Consider the following 21,266-nt stretch of genomic DNA (forward strand, 5'->3'; position numbering starts at 1 on the left):
GCCGGCGTGGCCGTGGCGCCGGGGCAGTCTCTTTCGAACGGCGCTCACGCGCAGCTTGGGCAACTGGTGCTGCAAAGCGCGACCGATGCCGAAGACATGCGCATGACGCTTTTCGGGCATGGCAGGCCGGCGCCGTCGCCGGGTGCGCTGGTGTTGAGCGACGTCGTGCCGGATAACTTCTTCCGCGTGCTCGCCGACGGGCATGCACTCGGCATCCTCACGGGAACGATCCTGTTCGGCATGGCGTTCGCCGCGCTCTCGAGCGAGCAGACGAGCGTGCTGAACGGCGTGTTCGAAGGCATTTACCGGACGCTCGAAACGATCATCGAGCATGCGAACCTGCTGTTGCCCGTCCTCGTATTCGGCACGGCCGCCCACGTGGTCGGGCAAACGGAGCGCGCGACGCTCAGCGCGATGGGCGGCTTCCTGCTGTGCTTCGTGCTGTTCGCGTTGTTGTTGTGCGGCGTGGCGCTTGCGGCGATCGCGGCGAGCGCACGCGCGCCGTTCGGGCGCGTCGTTGCGTGTCTGAAAGCGCCGATGCTGATCGGACTGACCTCCGGCAGCGCGACGGCGCCGATTCCCCACACCATCGAAGCGATGAGCACGCGGCTCGGCTTCAGCCGCGGCGTCGCGGAGCTCGTCGTGCCGTTCGGCGTTGTCTTCGTGCGCGCCGGCTCTGCACTGTACTTCGCGCTTGCCGCCGTATTCGTCGCCAATCTCTACAACTGCCCGCTCGGCGTCGGCGACATGGTGCTGATCGGCGCGGCCTCCGTGGTTGCTGCATTTATCTCGGCGGGGCAGAGCGGCGTGGCGGGCGTCAGTTACGCGGGCTTTGTGCTGTCGATGCTGCGCTTGCCGGTCGAAGCGGCTGTGGTGCTGCTGGTCGCGATCGACCTGATTTGCGAAGGACCGCGCAATCTGCTGAGTCTGCTCTGCGTCTGCACGGTGGTCGCGCTCGTGTCAGCGGGCTTGCCTGCCGATCGCCTGGCGCTGCTCGACCTGCACGCACTGCAGGAGCCGCGCGCTGTTTTGCGCTTTGCGTTTACGCGCGGGCAGCTCGCACTCACGGCCGCTTGCGTCCTGATGGCGGCATCGCTGATCGTAATAATAGGCATAGGGGTAGGAGCGAAATGAAGAATTGCAGAATGGCCTTGATCACACCAGCGCGTATGCCAACCCGCGTGCAGCGCCTCCTATGCCGCTTCGCTGGCCTGTTGCTGACGACCTGCATCGCGGGTTTGCTGAGTGGGTGTGCGGCGCCGTCGTTCCTTAGTTTCAAGGGCGACAAGGTGAAATGGGACGAGTTGACGCTCTCGGCCAGCGACGACGTCAACAACAACAGTCCGGTCGCCGTTGACGTCGTGTTCGTGACGGACGACGCGATGCTCGCGCGCCTTGCCGAACTGCCTGCCTCAAAGTGGTTTTCTGCGCGCGCCGATCTTGCCAGCACGTTTCCGAAGGCGCTGCGCTACTGGAGTTGGGAAGTCGTTCCGGGTCAGCGTGTCGACGTGCCCGGCGACACGTTCGACCGGCCGCGCGTGGCGGCGGCCCTCGTCTTTGCCAACTATGCAGACCCGGGCGCTCATCGCGTGCGGATCGAACAGTTCAGTGGCCGCCTCGCGGTGCAGCTCGACAACAACACGTTTTCCGTATCGGCCGTGAAATGACACCGTATCAGCGTTCCATGAAACCGATGAATTCCGCACCGATGTATCGCCGCGTTCCTGCGCCGTGCTTTCTCATGCATAAAAAGGGGCGCCGCCATGCATGAGCGCAACGTCCCGGTCGTGGACCGAGTCGAATGGTTCGAAGGCATGCTGCTCGCGCCACAGCATTTTCAGTTGATGAGCGCGCGAGTCGATTCGCTCGTCGCGTGGCAGACGCTCGCCGCCGCGCCGTTCAGCTGGGGCGTGCGCCGCCTCGTATTCGACAGCGGCTTGCTGCCTGTCGGCGTGGTGCGTGTGCTCGCGCTCGATGCGATCATGCCCGACGGCACGGCAGTGTCCTATGCGGCGGAGTCGAGCGGGCACGGCAGGCTCGAACTTTCGCTTGAGCCGTTCGCGGAGCAGCTCGCGAACGGGCCGCTCGATTTCTACCTGACTTTGCCCGTTGCCGCGTCAATGCGGCGCGACAACGAGGTGCGGCGCTTTCACTCGAGCGCCGGCGTGCCGGTCGAAGACGAAGTCTCGGCGGCACCGCCCGCCGACGTGTCGCGTCTCGTGCCGAATCTCGCGCTTGCGGCGGGCGAGCTGCCCTCAGCGATGTACGTGGCGCTGCGGCTCGGTTCGGTCTACCGGGACAACGAGGTCGTCCGTCTTGGCGAACGGCTTCCACCGCTCATCGAAATTGACCGCGGCAATCCGCTGTGGACGACCGTTGCCACGCTGCTCGGACAGTTACGCGGCAAAGCGGCGTTCGTCGCGCGGCAGACGGCGATTCCATCGTCGAAGATCGATGACCGGCTGACGCAGCTCGAACTGAAGGACCGGCTGCGCAGCCTGCTGGCCGCGCTGCCGCTTGCCGAAGCGGTGCTGCGTACGCCGCACTTGCATCCGCTTGCACTGTATTTCGCGCTTGCCTCACTCTCCGGCTCGCTGAGCATGCTGATGCCCGGCGGCTTGCCGCCCGTGCCGCCAGACTACGACCACGCCGATCCGCTCGCGGTATTCACGCCGCTGCTGCGTGCGTTGCGCGACGCGCTGTCCGAGGTTAGCGAAGGTTATCGGGAGCACAAGTTCGAACTACGCCACGGCGCTTTCGAGATCGCGCTGCAGCGGGAGTGGCTCGGCGCGCGGCTCGTCATCGGCCTGCGCGGCCAGTCCGAGCGCGACCTGCTCGCGTGGATGGACGGCGCGGTAGTGGGCTCGCAATCCGTCTACGCGTCGCTGCGCAGCCGCCGGGTGCTCGGCGCGTCGCGCCGTGTTGTCGAGTACGCGGAGGAGCTGGGTATCCGTTCGGGGTCCGGCTATCTGCTGTTCGAAATCCAGGCCGACCCGGTGCTCGTGCTTGCGAGCGAGTCGCTTATTATCAGTAACCCTAATGAAAGTGCAAGCGCACAGCGGCCACAGGAAATGCTGCTGTTCGTGAAGGGCTGACAGTCAATAAAAAGGTAGACCGGGCATGGCACGCAATCGATTCGAATCCGAAGAAAACGACTTGATCACGGCGCAGTTTCGCAGCTTTCTCCACGAACTCACGGGAGCGCAAAAGCGCTTTTCGGAGTCGCCTGACGCCGATCCGGAACTGGCTGCGCACGGGATGAGCCGGCATCTGCTGAACCTGCTGGAAATCCAGACGTTGCAGTCGCACCGCGAAGGCACGCGCTTCGACATGGAGAACCTGGCGGACGCCCGCTATCTGAAGGCGGTGCTCGCCGACGAAATCCTGCTCAACACGCAGTGGACCGGCCGCGAACGCTGGACCGCGTATCTGCTCGAATCGACGCTGTTTCGTACCAATGTCGCGGGTGATCTCGTATTCCGCAAGATTGAGCAATTGCTGTCGGATCGGGAGCCGTCGCGCCGGGACGTCGCGCGGATATGCCTGTTCTCGCTGGCGATGGGGTTCCAGGGCCGCTTCCGCGGCGCGGACGCGGCTGCGCAATTGCGCAGCTATCGCGAGGAGTTGTATGAGTTCATCTATCAACGGCGCGCCGATCTCGGCGGACGCGAGCGTGTGCTGGCGGATACCGCTTATGCAAACACGATTTCGCATATCGCGCCGCGCAAGCTGCCGACGGTAAGCCGCTGGACAATGATCGGTCTGCTCGCAATGGTGGCGCTGCTGGCAGTGTCGGAAGTACTGTGGCTGTGGCAATCGTGGCCGGTGCGCGAAGCGCTGCGCGGCGATGCGGTGGCGGGGGTGAAGTCATGAGCCGGCTGTACAAGCTGCAATCTGCGGGAGTTCGCGCATGCTGACAAGTAACCTGTTCCTGCTTTCGCTGGCGCTGCTGATCCTGGTCGTGTGCGCGGTACTCGGCGCGGTGGTGTATTTCGCCGCGCACAACGCGCAGAGCAAGCCGACGGCTGCGCGCAAGATCGTGCGGCTGCGCGCCGATTCGCTGCGCAATGCGTTCCGGCAGGCCGTCGAGCTGATCGAAGGCAATATTGCGTCGCGCTCGGAGCGCTACAACATTCCGTGGGTCATGGTCCTGAGCGAAGGCGACGACCCGCGGCCGCTGCCGATCTCGCAGGCGGGCGTCGCGAGCGTGCTGAGCGCCGAAGCCGCGAGTTCCGCTGCGACCCAGGGGATCTCGTGGCACTTCTTCGACCGCGGCATCGTGATCGACATCAAGGCGGCCTATCTGGGTTCACCCGATGAAGACAGCGACGAAAAACCCTGGGACGAATTCCTGAGCCTGTGCCGCCAATACCGGCCCCAGCGTCCGTTCGATTCGGTCGTGGTCACCGTGCCGGCCGCCATGCTGCTTGCCGATCATACCGACGCGCGGCTCGAACTCGTCCGCCATGCGAAACTCGCGCATCGCCGGCTGTGGCTTGCGCAGAACCGCTTTGCAATGCGCTTCGCCGTATACGTCATCGTGACCGGCTGCGAGACGCTGACTGGCTTCGCCGCGTTCGCGCGTGCGTTGCCCGAGCCGCTGCGCGCAAGCATGCTCGGCTGGTCGTCGCCTTACGACCTGTCTGTCACCTATCAGGCCGACTGGGTCGACACGGCAATGGGCAGCATCGAGCGAGCGGTCTCCGACGCGAGCGCCGAACTGTTCGCGCTCGATTCGGGCCATCTCGACGCGCGCGAGTTCATGTTGCTGCCTGCGCGGATCGACGCCATCCGCCCGCAGTTGCAGCTTTATGTCGACGAACTGCTGCGGCCAAGCGCTTATCACGAGCCGTTCTTTTTCCGCGGCATCTACCTGACGGGCGACAGCAGCGAACTCGCGCAGCGCGGCGTCGAGCAGGACGCGTCGGCTGAACTCGCCGTGCTGGAGGCCGCTTACGGTTCATACGACCGCGAGCCGGGCTTCGGCGGCGGTGACGACGCAGCGGCAAGCACGGAGATCGTCGTTCATGGGCAGGACGGCCGGCCGGCCAACGACCTGATGCTTCAGCCTGCCTTCCTGCGCGATCTGTTCGACAAGAAGATCTTTCTCGAATACGGCCTGACGCGACCCTCCCGCTCACAGCATCTCGCACGGCCGGCGCTGCACCGCGCGCTGCGCTGGGGCGGCATCGTCGTGCTCGGCGGCTGGGGACTCGGCCTCGTTGTCGCGACCACGCAGCTCAATCATCGTAACGGCCCCCTGGTGGCCGCGCTCGACGGCCTGAGCCGCGACGCGCAGGAGCGCGTTGCCGCGGAGCAGGGTGGCCAGAAGCTGCCGGCGGACTGGTATCGCAGCAAGGCTCTGGCGCTGATCGGGCTGAACGACCGGCTGCGCACAGGCACGTTCTGGACCGTGTTCATGCCCGGCTCGTGGGACATCGTGGACGATCTCAACACCCGCGTTCAGGCGCGTTTCGAACGCGAGTTCGGCGAGATCGCGGTGACGGCTCTGGAGCGCGCGATGCTCGCGCAGGTGGGCCGGTTGACCGGCGTCGCGAGCGATCCGGGTACCGGCCAGCTGATCGTCGGCGACGACTGCGCGGCGCCGCTGAGCATGAGCGGCGATGCGTCCGGAGGGGATAGCCTCGCGCTCGAAGACCTCGCTGCGATGCGGGCGTTGCAGCGCTACGTGGGCTCGGTGAACCAGCTCGACGCTGCATTGCAGGCGATGCAGCGTCTACAGCTGCCGTCGGCGGACAACGCCGACGCGCTGCGGCTCGCCGTGCGCTACGCGTTCGGCGCGGAACTGCAGGGCAACGTGGCGGGCAGCCTGCCGTACTTCTATCGCGACGCGCATCACGCTGGCGCGTATGCTGCAGACGGCGTCGGCGGCATCAACCTGCCCGCCGTGCAACAAGCGCTGCGCTGCACGCTCGACAAGGGCGCGCAGCAGCTCGACAACGCGATGTTCACCACCAATCCACTGCTCGCGGCCGAGCGCTCGGTGACCGGCCATCTGAGCAATCTGACTGACGCCGACGCGAGCGTTGCCGGTTTCACGCAGCTCACCAGCGATTACCGTGCGGTCGTGGCGGGCATCGACATGCAGCAGGACCTGCTCGCGGCCGGTAAGGGCGGTTGGATGCGGCAGCCGCAATTCGCGCCCGGACCGGTCTATGACCGCGTGTACGCGCGTGTCGCACAGAGTGGCTTGCTCGGGCCGGACCTTGCCGTGCGCCTGCGCGAGCGCTCCGGCACCGCGTTCCGGGCGTTCAGGAGCGAGCTCGCGCTGCGCTTGGGCGACGCCGACGGCGGCATCGTGTGGAGCGACAAAGGCGCGCGCTATGCGGTGTCGCCCGCGCGTCTTGCGATGCGTGACGGCCTGACCCGGCTGCTGAATCAATCGTTCTGGATGTTGCCGCGCAATCTGGATCTGCCGCCGGTACCGGACGGTTCTGCCGTGACGTGGGACCGCGCGCAACTCGATCAGGCGGCGGCGCTCGGCGACGTGCGCAAGCGTTTCCTCGCCGATGGCCTGACTGGCTTGCCGGGAGCTCTGCGCCCGGTGGTCGGGCAGGCGCTGGACACGCAGTTCGCGCGCCTGATGCTCGATCAGGTGGCAGCCGCGGCCGTGGTGACGCCGATACAGGGCGAGCCGGACAGCGCCGCCTTCGATGCCTCGCGCACCCGCCTCGCGAAGATTCGCGCGATGCTCGCCGAGATGGGCGCGGCAACGCAGGTCGACGAGCTGGATGCGCTTGTGTCGCGCGATGCGATCGAGCATCTGCGCCTCGTCGACGACGCACTGACGCGCTCGGATCTGTACGCGACGCAGCCTGCCAGCAGGTCTTCGGACAGTGCGCGTACATCGGTGCTGGCGGCGTTCGGTATCGGCGATACGGCGGGGCTCGGCGCCTATCTGGATCAGCAGGCCGTGCGCGCGGCGGCGCTCGGCAAACCAGCGGCCGTGTATTTGTCCGCACTCAGTGCAAGCGATGCCGGCACGCCGCTCGCGCAGCGCTGGCAGGCCATCGAACGCGATCTCGACCGTTATCAGTTGAAGAACCCGAACAGCAGTCTGCTGATGCTGGAGCAATTCGTGCGTACGGTAGCAGCCGATCCGGGCGCAGGCGACTGCCTTGGCCGCTTCCCGCCGCGGCCGTCCGCAGCCGGTATCGGCGACTATTTCAGCGCGTTGCACCTGCGGCTGTACGACAGCCTGCTGGCGCGCTGCGGCCAGGGTTATGTCAGTGATCTCCAGCAGCAGTGGGGCGGTTTCGCCGAGGCGTTCAACCAGAGCATCGCGGGGCGCCAGCCGTTTGGCGGCGTGGCGCGAGCAGGCAGTGCAGGCAGTGCGGAGGCCGGCCCGGCCGATTTCGGCGAACTCGGCCAGACGCTCAAGCGCTATGGGCGCGTCTCGCGGATCTTCCAGCAGGCCCGCAACGGCCCGGGCGACCGCGTGCTCGGGGGCAACGTGCGGCTGCGCCAGTTCATCGATAACTTCGAGCAGGTCGATGCACTGCTCGCGCCGCTCTATCCGGCCGGCGACGGGGCGGCGACGGGCTATGACGTCAGCGTCGATTTCCGCGCCAACCGGATCGGCGAGATCGCGGCCAACCAGGTGATCGACTGGACGCTCAGGATTGGCGACCAGAGCGTGTCGCTGCACGACGCGCCACGCGCACTGCACTGGGAGTACGGCATGCCGGTCTCGCTGGTGCTGCGTTTTGCAAAGGACTCGCCACTGAACGCGACCAACGATTCGCCGCAGCGCGCGTTCTCGACCGATGGCCGCACGCTGACCTGGCAGTTCGCCGATCCCTGGGCGCTGATTTCGTTTGTGTCGCAGCAGCGCGTTGCCGACGTGGGCGCGCAGGCAAGCAGCACCGCGCAACTGCTCAGGTTCGACTTCCCGCTGGGCACGGTGAGCGCCGCGGACCTTGCACTGCTGCCGAAACAGACGCGCGCACAGGTATATCTGCGCCTCACGCTGACTGCCGCCGGCAAGAAAACTCCTTTGTCCTGGCCAAGGAGCTTCCCAACTCGTGCGCCTGACTGGAGCGCCCTATGAATTCAACTTACTCGCTGGACACCGAGATGGACGTGAGCCTCGACGCACATCCCTTGCTCGCACCGCTGCCGGGAGACGACGGCGTGGGCGACTCCCTGCGCAGCGATCCGATCTACCGGATGATCCGCGACGCACGGCGCCAGGACGACGCATCGCTGCCAATGGGGGAATGGGAGCGCCCGCTCGTCAAGGCCGACTGGAAGGCCGTAGCCGCCTTGTGCAGCGAGGCGCTGCACACTCGCAGCAAGGATTTCCAGCTCGCGGCATGGCTTTGCGAGGCGTGGACCCATCTGCATGGGATCGATGGCCTCGTGGCCGGCACGCAGTTGCTGACCGGCTTCGCCGAGCGCTACTGGGATACCGCATATCCGCAACTGGAAGACGGCGATACCGACGCGAGAGCCGCACCTTTTGTGTGGCTCAACCAAACGCTTGCGTTGGTGCTGTCGTTGAATGTTCCGCTTATGGCAATCGACGGGCGTGAGCCGGCGGCACTCAGCCTCGACGAGTATCAGCGGGCTATTGCCACGCCCGGAGCAGAGGAGGACGGTGTGCTGACGCGCGAGTTGCTCGACCAGCATGTGGTGAGAGCAGGCAATCTCGCCGCGCTCGCACGGCTGCAGCATCGCCTCGTCGTGGCGCGTGATGCCTGGGACAGGTTTGCGCGGCTGGTCGATATCCGGCTGGATGCGAATGCGCCGAGTTTTGCGCCTGTCGCGGATGCGTTGGCGCGCCTTTCCCGGGCCGCAACGGGATTGATCGGCGAGCATGCGATGCCGGCGCTGCCCGCGAGTAATGCGGCGGCTGAAACGTCTATTCAGATTGACGAAGAGGCAGCCGCGCCAGCGCACACGCGCGCTATTGCCCAGGTGGTTTCCGCAGGAGCCGTCGCGAGCCTCGCCGGCATGATTGCCGACCGGACCCACGCGTACCGGCTGCTGCACGACATCGCTGACTATCTGGCGCGTCACGAGCCGCATAGCCCCACGCCGTACCTCCTCAAGCGGGCCTTGTCCTGGGAGCGGATGTCGCTGGCGGAGCTGATGCGGGACATCGGGCGCAAAGAGGGTGACCTAGGGGCCTACCTTTCGATGCTTGGCCTCGAGTGAGCGCCGTTTTCGCGGCGCCGCAGGTCAGGCGATCCACTATTGCTCATTGCTCTATATCCTCTTATTGGAGATGTCATGTCTCATACACCTGAGGTAGCCACCCGGTCGGCCAAGATGATGATGGGCGACGCTTTCCACACCGTATCAAAGGCGCACACGGGGCTGACCAAGCATTACCTGTCCAACAAGGTGAGGACAGGCCTTGCCATGTGGAGCACGCAAAACAAGGTTAGCTTCGTAACCGGAGTAAGCATCACGGCGGGCGTGGCCATTGCCGGAATAGCCACGGGCGGGCTGGCGATTCCGCTGTTGATCGGCCTTGCAACGGCGAGTTGGGCAATCAGCAAGGGCATCGAGGAGATTGGCCAGAACCAGAAGCGCGCCAACCGGAACTGGCTCAAGCGCTTGCCGAGCGCTTCGAATGCCGCCAGCGCGAGTCACGGCACCTTCCTGATGGTCGAAGCCGGCGATGCGCTCCGGCGGGCGGTCGATCACTATCGCATGATGAGCGACATCGGCAGGGAGGTGAAAGCGGCCGAGGCCGCGGACTTCGTCACCTGCGAGGAAGCGCTTAACCATATCAAGGCGGTGGCCCGCTTTATCCATCACGGCGACAAGGTGCGCAACTACACGCTGCCGGCGCTCGATCTGCTGATTTTCTATCTCGAGAAATATCAGGAGCTTGCGACGGTATGGGCCACCTGGGAGGGCAATTTCAAGGCCGCGCTGCAGACTTGGTTCGAAGCGCATGGAGCACACAGTTGCTGCCCCGGTGGCGCTACCGAGGACGTGTGTTATGCCCCCTTCAACGGTCTGCGGCTCAACAGGCTCACCCACACCCTGCCAGCCAAGCGCCATCCGGACGCTACGATCGCGATCCCTGCGACCTTTCCTTCGACCGACGCGGCTGCGGCCGGCTCGCCGGACGCCGTGGACATCGCCGAGCTACTCAAGGGCATGATCGCCGCCCGAGAAAAAATTGTCGCCGGCATGCATCAATCCGATGCCGCCACTTGGAACTACAGTGCTGAACGGCCCGCCACGGCGCGTGTTTCAGCGAACGCGCCGGCGGGCGACCACATGCACAAGAGGCGTCTGGACGCGATGCTGGATGCGGTGTGGAAGCAGGTTGACCGCCCTGGCTATTTCAGGCGCGGCGCGCGCCGCGTCGAGCACTGGTACAGCCGGCACACCACCAGCGAGAAGGTTGGCGCCGTCGTCAGCGAACTGGCCTCGGTTGGCTCGATCTTCCTGCCGTTTATGGGAGATGCCAGCGCCCTGACCAAGCTGGGCAAGAACGCCGTCTCGCTCAGCGCGACGGTCGCGGTGCTGGCCGGCGACAAGGTGGGCCTCAACCTCCTGAAGGGAGTAGACGGCATCGCCATCAAATCCAGCCTGCTCAGTCACGCACTGGTCGAGGCGCACGCCACCGAGGAGATCCGCGCGGCTGGCGCGGGCGTGGAGAAAATGCTGCCGAAACTGATGCTGCATTTCGGCAAGGCCGCCGAGGCATTGAAGGCGCTGGGCACGGCGCCTCCTACCATCAATTCGTGCAACGACGCCATGGCGCTATGCACCAAGGCGGCCGAAATCATGTCGCAGATGGAGAAGGTCAGCCGCTATGCCGGGCCGTGTGTCGGCATGGTGGATGTGTTGAGCGCCCAGTGTTTCGATTGGACCTCGAAGGAGGACGATAGGTGGCGCGACATGGAAGCGCGCGTCGGCGAATGGGTGCGTGACGACGAAGTGCATCAGGCCTGCCGTCACGGCGGCAAGAAGTGTTATGGCGCCAAGCATCACAGGTCGGGTACCCACTTCGGCCGCGGCGGCACATGGTCGTTGCTCACGAACGACCCGCACAACCCGATTACCTGAGGCCCTTTCGGGTGGTGTTCCGGTAAATTTGCCTGGTCTTCTTATTCCTGGTTCTTCGAACTACCGCCAGCTTCGGATGGACCGTTCGGGGCCTTCCCTAGAGCTGGATTAACCGGCTCCAGGATGCGATCATCGACGGCGTGGCGGCGGAGCCGGAAGAGTGGGCCGGTTCAGCGCCGCTTTAATCATCAGCTCTGCCCTTTGAATTTGTTTCAATAGCTCCTTCATGACCTTCGTCGGATGTTTTGTGTCGATGCGAAATGCGTTAGCCTGGTTGACTAACCTTGCGATCTCCTCCACCTCTCTCTTTTTTCGATTGAGATCAAGCTCCTCGATTCTGGCTCGTTCCTTCGTCATGTCTGGCGGCAGATCTATGCCCCCATAACCCCTTTCAGGCACGTACGCGCGCATCTTGTCTTTCAAGGTGCTTGCCAGGGAGGTCCGATCCACCGCCGTGAAAGTCGGCGGTATTTTTCCGGCTCTACGCCATCTATCTTCCCAGTCCGCTTTACGGGAGCCGGAAGCCACCCCTTTCAGCACGTCCCTGGTTTGCTGGTCATTCAAAATACTGTCGTTCAAAAATCTATTGGATGAATGCTCATCGAGAGCCTTTTCACGCTCCAAAGGATTGTCGTTCATCAATCTCTTTATCTGCCGTGTGTAATCCGTTTCCACGCCGTATTCGAACGGATTTTTATAGCGGCCGGCCGCTAGACCGTCTACTCCGCTGCCTACCACGCGGGAAGGGGCTACGTTCGAAGCAAGACCCCTGTTCGGTCTTGCCACGTCGTGAAAAGCGTGAGCGGCTTCCGTGGCATGGACAATGGTCGCACCAAGACTGAATAGGTCAGACGCCACGGCTCCTGGTGCCGCTCGATTCGGCTCGTCGCCAATCAACATTTCGGGGGCCAGGTACGCTGGCGTCACGGCGTTCCAGTTCTGGCCCAACAAGCCCACGCCTCCGAGGTCAATGACGATCACCTCGCCGGTTATGGAGTCAACCACATAATTCTCGGACTTGATGTCGTTGTGCGCCCAACCCGCGTTCTTCAGATGTTGAATGACGTCGAGGTGACAACGCCCAATGTATTGGATCGAACTCCAATATTCGGCACTGGATATGATTCCGAGATCCCAGGCCTCTTTCAGCCACGTCTGCATGGTGCGGCCATCCGGCCCCTCGATATGATCCATGACGAAACCGACGTCATGCTGGATCCCGACCTTGATGTCGGCCCATCCCCAAACCTTGACCAGATTGGGATGTCCTTTGGGATGTCCTACGATGGTTTTATAGAATCTTTCGTATACGCGATACTCGCGTTCGCACTCTGTTTCCGCGTTCTCCTTGCTTGCCTTGTGATCGGTTTTCGCGAACAGCTTTTTGCCGTTGGGTAACAACAATTTGTGAGTGTTCCCTTGTGCTCCTTCCTTGCCGGTGCCGGCAAAGCTCACGCCGTCAAGCGACGGAGCGTCGTCAAACAATTTCTCGATCCATGTTGTGGGGTTGCGATTGACTACCGCGGTGGCGCCCAGAATTCCAGTCGACCCCACGTGACCTGATCCAGCAAGAGCACGGCGTGCCTGATTGATGGCAAGCTCAAGTTTCACGATTTCACCGGCCTGCGATGTCCAGTGAACCCGCCCAGGTGCGTTGATGAACGCCTGGATTTTATCCAGACCAATGCCGGTCGGACTTGCATTGAACTGGTCGATCGCGGCATTTACATCCCGTGTTTCCTTTGATGTAGTCCGGAAGATGCTAGTAGACAGCTTGCTGAGCGGCATAGCGGCCCTCCATGTTCACAAGCGTTTTGGGATTTGGAAGTAATGCCGCCGCTGTCACGCTGCCCAAGATGGCGCTCCGGCCAATCCTGGTTAATGCGTCATTATTCGCGAGCGGCGGAAAACAGAGCGGGGCTAAAACGTGGCATAGGAATACGAAACAATAAAACTCGATGCATCGAATCCCGTCTGAAGCAGGGTGGTGAATCATGGCCGGAGCGATCGCATTGCCCGGCGTCGATCCCTGTCCTCGCCGTCAACATCTGCGAGTGTGAATGCCGATGCAATCCTCCGACGCACCTATGACGTGCAGTGTAGGGGATCCCTTTCGGCGGGATTGATTGAGCGTCTCAAGTTTTAAAACATTTTTGAGGTGACGCCCGCGCACGAAAATCGCGCGGCGGCATGTCGTATGCACGGCGAAAGGCGTGGTTGAAATCTGCCGGACTCTTGAACCCTAGCCCGTAGGCAATCTCGACTACCGCCCTATGCGGAAACCGGAGCAGTTCATCGGCAGCCTCACGAAGCCTGCGATTACGAATATAGGTCGCCAGGCCGCCCTCGTGCTCAAACAGACGATACAAGGTCGGGCGAGGCAATTGCGACGCATTGAGCACGCTTTGGGGCGAGAGTGCCGGCTCATGCAGATTAGCCTCGATATAGCGTCGTGCAGAGTCGAACATGGCTGCGCGGGCCGCCGCACGCACATTGCCGCTGAGACCTGTCTGTTTGCCGAAAGCGGCCACAATCAGGTAGGCGCAGGTGCGTAGCGCACTGTGCCCCTCACTCGGGCTCATGGTGTGCAGGCTCCGGCAGAGCGTGGCCAACTGAGCGGGGATCATGCGTGCGAGCGGAGACGTGTATTCGACAACTCGACCATGAATCGATTCCGCTCCCGGAAGAATGGACTCCACCATCGCGCGCGGCAAGAAGAATGCCGCTACACGGCAACCTGGGCGCTCCATGCGCATCGGCTGGTTCATATCCAAGGCCAGAATGCCTGGCACCGATTGCATCGCCTTGCGTTGCGGGTATAAGCCGGTCACGGTTTCGATACTTCCTTCCATGGCAACATGGAAAACGAAGTCGCGCACGTTGTCGGTGGAAATTCTCGCCACCGAACGCATCTGTAGCAGCGGATCGGTGCGGCAGTGCATGAACATCAAGTCGTCGGCACGATAACTGTCTATCGTGCCTCGGAATCCATCGGCCATTTGCGTGCGCGTGATCGGCACGTCCAGGATGTGGCTGGTCCGCTCCCGCCAGGCGAGCAATTGGCTTTGCGGCGCTTCGTTGTGCGTGCTGAAGTGCTGATAAACGAGCCTGGGGGAAGTGGATTCAGTGCCGGTGAGATTGGTTGTCACTTTTATCTTGATAGGACAATTAATTTAGCGTCTGTGCGGGTATGCCCTGACATGACTTGCGAGCCGATTTGCGTCCGACGGCTAGGAGCCGTCGCATCCTGAGGGCACACGACTAACCGCGCGAATGACGCTAAAGCGGACGTTGTCTACGCACTTTATCTACGGCACGGCCTGACGGAGTCTGAAGGGTGATTCGATTGAAAGAATGCTGAAAATTACGTAGGGAATCCCTTACCGGGAGGAGCACGGTCGTGCGGGACGGCACAGGTGTACCAAGAGCGCGAATCGCTGGGAGTTGAGAGCGCGCCATTCCGGGGGCTGAAGCTTCTATGCCGCCTCCTTTAGCGCCGCAGGTTCCTCCGGTCTCATTCCGGGAAACCAGCGAACGAAGGTTTTCCGCAGATCGTCGTTCAGGACCTGCACGCGGGTTTGCAGCAGCAGATGCGCGCCGCGCTGGGTCCAACGCATCTGCTGCTTTTTCACAAAGCGCTTGCTGACCACATAGTTCACGGTCGACTCGACAAACGCCGTGGAAATCGTCTCATCGTGCCGGTAGCGGTCACCGTAGTTCGGAATGAACGCCTGGTTGGCCCCGATATAGGTGCGGAATTCCCGTACTGCCTTCTCCAGTTTCTTCTTGTTTGCCAGGTTCTCTTCCAGCATCTCCAGATCGTCAATCCGTTGCAGGGCGTGCGGAACATTGCCATCAACTGGTTGCAGGTTTTTCCGGTCCGTGAAATTGTCTGAAAGCCTTTGCAGGTCCACGTTTTATCGATCCGGGACGAATCCGCTAGAATCTCGATGCTTTCGGGATGGTCGGAAATTTAAAGCGCTCTCATTCAAACAATAAGAGCGCTACTATTGCTGTAGCCCTCAAATTCAGGGGGTTTCCGTTTATTAAGCCTTGCTCCCCCCGCTTGGGCTGGAGGGGTGACGTGCAAATGTTGCTTTAGCCTAGGGTAAGACTCGGCCAGGGCGTTAAGTAATGCGCCTCCAAGCTGATGAGCAAACTCATCGTTCAAATTCATCCCGTATTCGTCGAGGAATATTGGCATTTTTAGTGCGGAGCGAGAGACGTCAGTCAATTTCATCTCATCAACAAAAGAAATTATTAACTGGCGATCATCTTCCGAATAGAGTAGAGCAATTCCTCGTGGTGATATTTTTCCCTCCATTATTACGTGAATGTAGCAATTAGGTGCTTTTAGCTCCTAGAAGCCGTATTTCCGTAGCACATAAAAATTCTAACATGAATTTGCCATGGCCGGACATGAATTGACGTCTATTATGCACTAGCTCGCACTCCTTCTCATCCTTCTGAGGTATCCTTTAATAAGCATGCGGAGTATATTGCAGCCGCATTTGCATAGCATATGGCAAGCGAGGCAGAGTTCAACATGAACGCTGCCGTGGCCTGGCATAAGGCGATATTTGCTTCGTACTCAGCTTCGCACTCTACCTCCCCTACAACCGACCACCTTTATCATTTTTCCTTTTGAATTTATTTTTCCAGAAAGATATGTGCCTTTATTTTGATTTGTTATGCGATCAGTATATATTTTATAGGCTGCTTGAGCAAAACCAGGCTGTGCATTTCCTAGAGTGCAGAACATGATTAATTGGAGAGCATACGATAGAAATTTTCGTTTTTCTTTCATTTTCGCACTAGAAGTGTGTTGGTTCCATTTCGCTATTCTCAAGGTTCATTGTTTTTGGATCTCAAGTCACGAACTAAACGCTACTCAACATTGCATCGCAATTTGGCCTGGCTTTCATGTAAACCATATATAGCCCATCTCGCTGGGTGCGGCAGACGCCATCAATAAAACCCGCGTATTCCCAGATAGACGCACCATTGCACCAGCCTAGTTACTAAAGGCGAGCGACACACGAAAACGGTGGATTCCTTGCGAGAAATTTGCTTCTATTAAGGTCCGGGGAAAATGCATTGAGACCATGCAGGCCGCTCACCGTGCCGGCGATGCGATCATGGGAGAAGCTGAGATCGAACAGGCTACCGCGATACGATGATTGCCGTGCCGTCCGCCTTGAACGAAACAGTCACCCGCGCGACAGCGGGCAGCGTCCTGAGCAGGCGATCGGGATCCGCGCTCGAGAATCCGCCACTGACCTGAGGAAGGCCAGCCTTCGCATCAGCCAGTACGATCGGTGCCTTCCGATAGCGCCGAAGCTCATTCACAACCTCGGCGACCGGTGTCTTGTCAAAGTCCAGACGATGGTCCTTCCATGCGAGCAGGGCTATGGCATCCGGGCGCCATACTACCCGACCTCCGCTCGTCGAGATTGCCTGGCTCGCGGAAACGTCATAGCCCTGGGATCCATTATTCGGCGTGACCGCCGCACGACCTTCCAGTACCGTGACATTGACACCGTTATCGAGCCGGCGAACGCTAAACGTTGTACCGATATCCTGAACGTCAGCCTGTCCAGCACGGACGTAGAAGGGATGCCATTCGTTGTGAACCACTGTGAAGTGTGCCTCACCCCGCTCCAGGAAAACTTCGCGTGAGCGCAGCCGTCTCACGTAGCGGATTTCGGTATCCGTATTGAGAAGTGCCTGACTGCCGTCGTCGAGCGACAAGGTGACCTGTTCCCCGACAGCCGACATGCCGCCTTGCTGCGACAGCACCGGATTAATTAGTCACCCCGATAGCAGCCGCTGCGACCATACAGGTCGCCAAGGCATTGTCAAGTTACCGAGAGCGAGACGGCATGACGGTAGGTGTGACGACTATCAGAAAGCGGTCGACGGATTTTGGGCAAGCTCGGCGAATTCGCGCCATGCGACGAACCGGGCGGCGAGTTGTTTGCGATAGAGTGAAGCGCGCAGCAGATGCCGCTTGAGCGCGAAATGTTGCCGGATCAGCCCGAAGCACGAGAGAAATTTCTGTGTGCGTGTAGGGTCGCGAAAGCCGCGCATGCGACGCTCGCGTTAGCGGGTCGGTTGGTGGCTGTTCTCTGCACGATTGTTCAGCCGGGCTACAGCTTTGACGAAGACGTGCTTCATGCTCACCAACTCCGGGATCTCGGCTTTTGCCGCCGGATAGCTGCGCAGTTGATCGGTGACGATCTTGCGCGGCACCGGGCTCGAGCGCAGCACACGCTTGAAGAAGCGTTTGGCGGCGGCCTTGTCGCGCCGTTTTTGTACCAGGATGTCGAGTTCGGCGCCATGCTCGTCCACCGCACGCCACAGCAGGTAAGGTTCGCCACGAAGCGTGACGAACATCTCGTCGAGGTGCCACATACGGTTTTGTCGCAATCAGGCACTCTGTTAATCTGACTGGATCGAAACGGTTGTGTGGGTGACGAATGAAGATGCTGGATCCGGGTGTGGCACGCGTGCTTAAACGTTTGCACAATCCGCTGGAAGTAATGCTGACCTGCGTGCGTAGGTACGTCGCCTATCCGCTTAGCTTGCGTCATCTGGAGGAAATGATGGCCGAGCGTGGGATTGCGGTCGATCATTCCACGGTGCACCGCTGGGCTATCAAGCTTCTACCCGTGCTTGAGAAGGCCTTCCGCCGGTGCAAACGGGCGGTCGGCAAGAGCTGGAGGATGGACGAAACCTATGTGAAGGTTCGCGGCGAATGGAGGTACCTCTATCGGGCTGTGGACAAGGAAGGCAACACGGTCGACTTTCTTCTGCGAGCCAGGCGGAACAAGGCTGCTGCCCAGCGGTATTTCGAAAAATCGATCCGGCAAAACGGCGTACCCGAGACGGTGACAATCGACAAAAGCGGAGCCAATCTGGCTGCGCTGCACGCGGTGAACGCCGAGCGCGATACACCCATCAAGATTCGCCAGGTCAAGTATTTGAACTACGTGGTTGAGCAGGACCATCGGGCCATCAAACGCATCACCCGCCCGATGTTGGGCTTCAAGGATTTTCGTTGTGCTCGCATCATCCTGTCCGGCATCGAAGTAATGCATATGATCAGGAAGGGGCAGATGAAAACCGAGAATGGAACCCATCCGTCCGCCGCAGAGCAGTTTTATTCGATGGTTATGTGAGCAGTCCTTGTCATTTCTGGTCTGCTCATCAAGATGGCCTTATTGCGACAGAACCGCCGAAGGTCGAGTACGCGCTCACCCGTTCGGCCGTTCTCTGGCAAAGGCGTTGGGTCCGCTTTGTGTCTGGGGTACCGAGCATATGGGCGACGTCGAACGAATCAGCCTGCGCAGACAGGCTTCGCTCGACGTCGATGCACGGTAAGGGGGTTGTGCTGCTCGAATAGATTGACGATGACGTGGCGCCAGTCAGCTTGAATCCCGCGAGCGGTATCCCTCTTCAGGCCGTCGCCGCGCTCGCCGCCACCGTTTGCAGGCGTTTCAACGCTTCCCCGTTTTCACGGAACAGATGGGTATGCCGCACGCCAAAACCAGCATCGATGGATTGCCCATCGACCGCCGTCGATTCCCCTGACCCTTTCACCTGGATCAGCGCATCCCCGTCGAGATTCACATGCAGCAGCGTCTCGCCGCCGAGATGCTCGACGACCATGATCTTCCCCGACAACTTCCCGTCTGCACCGTTCGCGGCCGACTCTGCCAGATGTTCGGGACGAATGCCGAAGGTCAGCGTGTCGCCGGCTTTTACGCCACCCGCGCTGAACGGCAGCGTGATCGGTGCGCCGCCGGGCAAGCCGATTGTCACGCCGGACGCATCCGCACGCTGTACCGTGACAGGAAGGAAATTCATCTTGGGCGAGCCGATGAAACCCGCGACAAAGCGATTCACCGGCGTTCTGTAAAGCTCGAGCGGTGAGCCGATCTGTTCGACCTTGCCGTGATTCAACACAACAATACGATCCGCCATGGTCATGGCTTCCGTCTGGTCGTGCGTGACGTAGATCATGGTCGCGTTGAGCTGCTTGTGCAGCTTGATGAGCTCGAGGCGCATCTGCACGCGTAACGCGGCGTCAAGATTGGAGAGGGGTTCGTCGAAGAGAAACACCTTCGGTTCGCGCACGATCGACCGTCCGATCGCAACCCGCTGCCGCTGTCCGCCGGACAGCGCGCGCGGCTTGCGCTCAAGCAACTGTTCGATCTGCAGGATTTGCGCGGCGCGTTGCACGCGTTCCTTGATCTGCGCTTCGGGCAGTTTGATCATCCGCAGTCCGAACGCAATGTTCTCGTAGACCGACATGTGCGGATACAGCGCATACGATTGGAACACCATGGCCACGCCTCGTTGCGACGGCTCCAGGTCCGTCACGTCTTCACCGCCGATCAGCACTTGTCCCGAATCGCTGCGTTCCAGGCCGGCAATGGTGCGTAGCAACGTGGACTTACCGCAGCCCGAAGGCCCGACAAACACCATGAATTCACGGTCGGTCACGGCGATGTCCACGCTCTTCAACACCTCCGTACCGGCAAACGCTTTGCGGATCTGATGCAATTGAACTGCACTCATGCGTGTCTCCTGCAGATGCTCGCGCCGTGAAGTGGCGAGAGCAATGGAACGGGCGTTGGCATGCGCGTTTGCCTTGCAACGCAGCATGCAATGCCTTAGCGAATTTGTTCTTGACAACCTGTTCGCGTCCAAATATACAATTGTAAAACTGAAATTACAAGTGAAACGGAGTCGGTGGAAACGAGTGAGCGTGGCCGCAAAGAGTCGCTTGAGCAGCTCAGCCGGCCTTGATCGTGATTGGGTAATTTTAAAAAGAACTTCCCAGGAGACAGGCAATGAAAAAGCGTTACACGCAGGCCGCTGCGTTCGCGGTGCTGAGCGTTACGGCATCCTTGCTCGCGGTATCGAATGCGTCCGCCTGGACGCTGAAAGAAGCGGCCGAGCCGTATTCGGGTACCACCATCAAGGCCATTTTCCTCGACCGGCCCGGCTACAAGGCGGCCTCGGCACTGATTCCGCAATTCGAGAAAGAGACCGGCATCAAGGTGCGTACGGAAGTGATTCCGTACGAGAACACCCGTGAAAAGCAGGTGCTCAACTTCGTGGGCGGTGGCGATCAGGATGTCGTGCTGGTAGACGTGGTGTGGATCGGTGAATTTGCGAGCAACAAGTGGCTCGTGCCGATCAAGACCTTCACCGACAACCCCAAGCTCGCCGATCCGAATCTCAACCTGCCGGGCTTTTTCCCGATCCTGCTCGACTCGTTCGGCACCTGGGACAAGACCACCTACGGCCTGCCCTTCGATAACTACTCGGGCCTGATGTTCTACAACAAATGCATGTTGAAGGACGCGGGTTTTAGCGAACCGCCGAAGACCTGGGACGAACTGCTCAACGTCTATGCGCCGAAACTGACCAAGCCCGACAAGAACCAGTTTGCGTTTGCGCTCCAGTCACGCCGTGGAGAAACCCAATCCGCCGACAGTTTCATGCGTGTGCTCTGGCCGCACGGCGGTTCGCTTCTCGATGCGAAATTCAAGTCGAACCTGATGTCGCCGCAGTCGCAGGCGGGCCTTGACTACCGGCAGAAGCTGATGAAATACATGCCGCCGGGCATCGTTGACTACGACCACGCGGAGGCTGTGAATGCGCTCGCGCAAGGACAGGTCGCGATGATCACCGAGTGGTCGGCGTTCTATCCCACGCTCACGGACCCGAGCAAGTCGAAGATCGGCAACTGTCTCGCGATCACGACCGAACCGAAGGGTCCTGCAGGACTGAAGCCTGCGCTCGGCGGTTTCTCGCTGGCCGTGAATGCGAAGTCGAACGCGAAGAAGCAGGCGGCGTCGTGGCTCTTTATCCAGTGGATCACGTCCGAGGCGATGGCGAAGCCGTATCTGGATGCGGGCGGTGTCAGTGGCCGCATGGCGGTGTACAAGGACACGGCGATCCAGGACAAATATCCGTTCGTGAAGCCGATGGTGCAATCGTGGCAAGGCGGCGTGCCTGACTACCGGCCGCGCTTCCCGGAATGGCCGGCGGTGTCGGAGGTGATCGGCGAGTGGGGCAGCAAGATCATGCTCGGGCAGGTCACCGTGAAAGACGGCGCCAAGACGATCGGCGACAAGACGGAAGAGATCCTGAAGAAGGCGGGTTATTACGACGGCAAGAAGCCTTTGCTGAAGTAA

General features: G+C 60.9%; 13 protein-coding genes and 2 pseudogenes. 9 read left to right on the forward strand and 6 right to left on the reverse strand.

The window, feature by feature from the left end:
• The 7 genes from EOS_RS22545 to EOS_RS22575 form a co-directional block, all read left to right on the forward strand.
• A partial coding sequence (locus tag EOS_RS22545; protein ID WP_047848932.1) for a dicarboxylate/amino acid:cation symporter occupies positions 1-1,134 on the forward strand: 1,134 nt, incomplete at its 5' end.
• Positions 1,131-1,667, forward strand: coding sequence for a hypothetical protein (locus EOS_RS22550; RefSeq protein WP_047848933.1), 537 nt, complete (start codon positions 1,131-1,133; stop codon positions 1,665-1,667). The genes EOS_RS22545 and EOS_RS22550, both read left to right, overlap by 4 nt.
• Before the next feature lie 96 nt (positions 1,668-1,763).
• Positions 1,764-3,095: a type VI secretion system baseplate subunit TssK gene (gene tssK, locus EOS_RS22555; RefSeq protein ID WP_047848934.1), complete on the forward strand. Its 1,332-nt coding sequence runs from the start codon at positions 1,764-1,766 to the stop codon at positions 3,093-3,095.
• A gap of 25 nt (positions 3,096-3,120) precedes the next feature.
• A complete protein-coding gene (locus EOS_RS22560) occupies positions 3,121-3,873 on the forward strand; it encodes a DotU family type IV/VI secretion system protein (protein WP_047848935.1) in 753 nt (250 codons plus the stop codon).
• Positions 3,874-3,910: 37 nt separating this feature from the next.
• A complete protein-coding gene (locus EOS_RS22565) occupies positions 3,911-8,071 on the forward strand; it encodes a type VI secretion system protein (RefSeq protein WP_047848936.1) in 4,161 nt (1,386 codons plus the stop codon).
• Complete coding sequence (gene tssA / locus EOS_RS22570) at positions 8,068-9,180, forward strand: type VI secretion system protein TssA (RefSeq protein WP_047848937.1); 1,113 nt, start codon at positions 8,068-8,070, stop codon at positions 9,178-9,180. Before EOS_RS22565 ends, tssA begins: the two co-directional genes overlap by 4 nt.
• 75 nt (positions 9,181-9,255) lie before the next feature.
• The gene (locus EOS_RS22575) at positions 9,256-11,055 is read left to right on the forward strand and encodes a hypothetical protein (RefSeq protein WP_047848938.1); all 1,800 of its coding nucleotides are present in this window, start codon (positions 9,256-9,258) and stop codon (positions 11,053-11,055) included.
• A gap of 129 nt (positions 11,056-11,184) precedes the next feature.
• On the opposite strand, the gene EOS_RS22580 is transcribed toward EOS_RS22575, so the two are convergent.
• The 5 genes and pseudogenes from EOS_RS22580 to EOS_RS43925 all read right to left on the reverse strand — a co-directional run.
• Complete coding sequence (locus EOS_RS22580; RefSeq protein WP_047848939.1) at positions 11,185-12,843, reverse strand: protein kinase domain-containing protein; 1,659 nt, start codon at positions 12,841-12,843, stop codon at positions 11,185-11,187.
• Between the two features lie 347 nt (positions 12,844-13,190).
• Positions 13,191-14,204, reverse strand: coding sequence for a helix-turn-helix domain-containing protein (locus EOS_RS22585; RefSeq protein ID WP_047848940.1), 1,014 nt, complete (start codon positions 14,202-14,204; stop codon positions 13,191-13,193).
• Positions 14,205-14,531: 327 nt separating this feature from the next.
• Positions 14,532-14,909: pseudogene (locus EOS_RS22590) on the reverse strand (ISKra4 family transposase); the annotation flags it as partial.
• Positions 14,910-16,218: 1,309 nt separating this feature from the next.
• Positions 16,219-16,833 (reverse strand): FecR family protein, encoded by a 615-nt coding sequence (locus EOS_RS22600; RefSeq protein WP_152693163.1) that lies wholly within the window; start codon positions 16,831-16,833, stop codon positions 16,219-16,221.
• Positions 16,834-16,959: 126 nt separating this feature from the next.
• A pseudogene (locus EOS_RS43925) lies at positions 16,960-17,466 on the reverse strand (IS6 family transposase); the annotation flags it as partial.
• Positions 17,467-17,534: 68 nt separating this feature from the next.
• Between EOS_RS43925 and EOS_RS22615 the strand changes: the two are divergent.
• Entirely contained in the window at positions 17,535-18,236 is a 702-nt protein-coding gene (locus EOS_RS22615) for an IS6 family transposase (RefSeq protein ID WP_047848942.1), read from the forward strand.
• A 277-nt stretch (positions 18,237-18,513) separates the two neighbouring features.
• Here the strand turns inward: EOS_RS22615 and EOS_RS22620 are convergent, their stop codons facing one another.
• Positions 18,514-19,638 carry an ABC transporter ATP-binding protein gene (locus tag EOS_RS22620; RefSeq protein WP_047848963.1) on the reverse strand — a complete coding sequence of 375 codons (1,125 nt, stop codon included), beginning with the start codon at positions 19,636-19,638 and terminating at the stop codon, positions 18,514-18,516.
• 275 nt (positions 19,639-19,913) lie between these two features.
• On the opposite strand from EOS_RS22620, the gene EOS_RS22625 reads away from it, so the two are divergent.
• The gene (locus tag EOS_RS22625; RefSeq protein ID WP_047848943.1) at positions 19,914-21,266 is read left to right on the forward strand and encodes an ABC transporter substrate-binding protein; all 1,353 of its coding nucleotides are present in this window, start codon (positions 19,914-19,916) and stop codon (positions 21,264-21,266) included.

The sequence above is a fragment of the Caballeronia mineralivorans PML1(12) genome (assembly GCF_001028175.1).
In the GTDB taxonomy this organism is placed as follows: Bacteria; Pseudomonadota; Gammaproteobacteria; order Burkholderiales; family Burkholderiaceae; genus Caballeronia; species Caballeronia mineralivorans.

Bases quoted from the DNA above. Each gene is read 5' to 3' on its own strand.
- EOS_RS22550 (WP_047848933.1), top strand. From the start codon at position 1,131: ATGAAGAATTGCAGAATGGCCTTGATCACACCAGCGCGTATGCCAACC.
- tssK (WP_047848934.1), top strand. From the start codon at position 1,764: ATGCATGAGCGCAACGTCCCGGTCGTGGACCGAGTCGAATGGTTCGAA.
- EOS_RS22560 (WP_047848935.1), top strand. From the start codon at position 3,121: ATGGCACGCAATCGATTCGAATCCGAAGAAAACGACTTGATCACGGCG.
- EOS_RS22565 (WP_047848936.1), top strand. From the start codon at position 3,911: ATGCTGACAAGTAACCTGTTCCTGCTTTCGCTGGCGCTGCTGATCCTG.
- tssA (WP_047848937.1), top strand. From the start codon at position 8,068: ATGAATTCAACTTACTCGCTGGACACCGAGATGGACGTGAGCCTCGAC.
- EOS_RS22575 (WP_047848938.1), top strand. From the start codon at position 9,256: ATGTCTCATACACCTGAGGTAGCCACCCGGTCGGCCAAGATGATGATG.
- EOS_RS22580 (WP_047848939.1), bottom strand. From the start codon at position 12,843: ATGCCGCTCAGCAAGCTGTCTACTAGCATCTTCCGGACTACATCAAAG.
- EOS_RS22600 (WP_152693163.1), bottom strand. From the start codon at position 16,833: ATGTCGGCTGTCGGGGAACAGGTCACCTTGTCGCTCGACGACGGCAGT.
- EOS_RS22615 (WP_047848942.1), top strand. From the start codon at position 17,535: ATGAAGATGCTGGATCCGGGTGTGGCACGCGTGCTTAAACGTTTGCAC.
- EOS_RS22620 (WP_047848963.1), bottom strand. From the start codon at position 19,638: ATGAGTGCAGTTCAATTGCATCAGATCCGCAAAGCGTTTGCCGGTACG.
- EOS_RS22625 (WP_047848943.1), top strand. From the start codon at position 19,914: ATGAAAAAGCGTTACACGCAGGCCGCTGCGTTCGCGGTGCTGAGCGTT.